The organism is Micromonospora sp. NPDC051296 (assembly GCF_040682255.1).
Lineage (GTDB): Bacteria > Actinomycetota > Actinomycetes > Mycobacteriales > Micromonosporaceae > Micromonospora > Micromonospora craterilacus.
On sequence record NZ_JBFBAO010000609.1, the window covers coordinates 1 to 2,107 of the forward strand.

General features: G+C 72.0%; 2 protein-coding genes. Both read left to right on the forward strand.

The features are described 5' to 3' along the window. On the forward strand, positions 1 to 635 hold a 635-nt coding region (locus AB0M52_RS33455; protein ID WP_363961846.1), incomplete at its 5' end, for an acyl-CoA dehydrogenase family protein. Continuing rightward, on the forward strand, positions 632 to 2,107 hold a 1,476-nt coding region (locus AB0M52_RS33460; RefSeq protein WP_363961847.1), incomplete at its 3' end, for an acyl-CoA carboxylase subunit beta. The genes AB0M52_RS33455 and AB0M52_RS33460, both read left to right, overlap by 4 nt.

A 2,107-nucleotide genomic window follows, 5' to 3' on the forward strand; every position in this document is an offset into this window, starting at 1 on the left:
CGGCGGTCCGCACCGGCCAGCCGGGCGACGGGGCGCTGAGCCTGCTGGTGATCGACAAGGGCACGCCCGGGTTCACCGTCGGGCGGCGGCTGGAGAAGCTCGGCTGGCACTGCTCGGACACCGCCGAACTCTCCTTCGTCGACGTACGCGTCCCGGTGGCGAACCGGATCGGCGAGGAGGACACCGCCTTCCTCGCGATCATGCAGCAGTTCGCCGCCGAACGGCTCTCCCTGGCCACCCACGCGTACGCCATCGCGCAGCGCTGCGTCGAGCTGGCCGTGACCTGGTGCCGGGACCGGTCCACCTTCGGCCGGCCGCTGGCCAGCCGGCAGCTGGTCCGGCACCGGCTGGCCGAGATGCACACCCGCGCCGAGGCGGCCCGGGCGTACGTGCACCAGGTCGCCGCCCGGGTCGCGGCCGGCGAGCCGGTGGTGACCGAGGTGGCGATGGCGAAGAACGTGGCCGTGGCCGCCGGCGACTGGGTCGTCGACCAGGCCCTGCAACTGCACGGCGGCTTCGGCTACCTGCGCGACGCCGAGGTGGAACGGCACTACCGGGACGCCCGGATCCTCGGCATCGGCGGCGGCACCACCGAGATCATGAACGAGATCGTCGCGAAGGGCATCGGCCTGTGACCACACTGGACAGCGCGGTCGACCCCGCCTCGCCGCCCCACCGGGCCAACCGGGAGGCGTTGCTGGAGCGCCTCGCGGAGCTGGACGTCGCGCTCGATCAGGCGCGGGCGGGCGGCGGCGAGAGGTACGTGACCCGGCACCACCAGCGCGGCAAGCTGCTTTCCCGGGAACGCATCGAGCTGCTGCTGGACGTGGACAGCCCGTTCCTGGAACTGTCGCCGGTCGCCGCGTACGGCACCGACTTCCCGGTCGGGGCCAGCGTGGTGACCGGGATCGGTGTGGTCGAGGGCGTGGAGTGCCTTGTCGTCGCCAACGACCCGACGGTACGCGGCGGAGCGGTGAACCCCTGGTCCCTCGCCAAGACCCGGCGGGCCGGCGAGATCGCCCTCGCGAACCGGCTGCCGATGGTCAACCTGGTCGAGTCGGCCGGCGCCGACCTGCCCACCCAGGCGGAGATCTTCATTCCAGGCGGCCGGGTGTTCCGCGACCTGACCCGGCTCTCGGCCGAGAAGATCCCCACGGTCAGCGTGGTCTTCGGCAACGCCACCGCCGGCGGCGCGTACGTGCCCGGGATGTCGGACTTCACCATCATGATCCGGGAGCGGTCGCAGGTCTACCTGGCCGGGCCGCCGCTGGTGAAGATGGCCACCGGCGAGGACGCCGACGACGAGTCGCTGGGCGGCGCGGCCATGCACGCCACCAGGAGCGGCCTGGCCGACTTCCTGGCCGCCGACGAGCGGGACGGCATCCGGCTGGCCCGGCAGTGCGTACGCCGGTTGAACTGGCGCAAGCAGGGACCCCCGCCGCGGACCGCGTTCCCCCGACCGCCCCGGTACGACCCCGAGGAGCTGCTCAGCATCGTCAGCGCCGACCTCAAGGTGCCGTTCGACCCGCGCGAGGTGCTCGCCCGGGTTCTCGACGGCAGCGAGTTCGACGAGTTCAAGCCGGCCTACGGCACCGCGCTGGTCACCGGCTGGGGCGAGCTGCACGGTTACCCGGTCGGTGTACTCGCCAACGCGCGGGGCGTGCTGTTCAGCGAGGAGGCGCAGAAGGCCACCCAGTTCATCCAGCTGGCCAACGCCGCCGACACCCCGCTGATCTTCCTCCAGAACACCACCGGCTACATGGTCGGCACCGAGTACGAGCAGCGCGGCATCATCAAGCACGGTGCCCTGATGATCAACGCGGTGTCGAACTCGACCGTGCCGCACCTGACGGTGAACCTGGGCGCCTCGTACGGCGCGGGCAACTACGGCATGTGCGGGCGGGCGTACGAGCCCCGGTTCCTGTTCACCTGGCCGAACGCGAAGTCAGCGGTGATGGGCCCGGCGCAGCTGGCCGGGGTGCTGTCCATCGTGGCCCGGCAGGCCGCCGCCGCGCGGGGCCGCGAATTCGACGAGGAGTCCGACGCGGCGATGCGGATGATGGTCGAGCAGCAGATCGAGTCCCAGTCCGGCGCCCTGTTCCTCTCC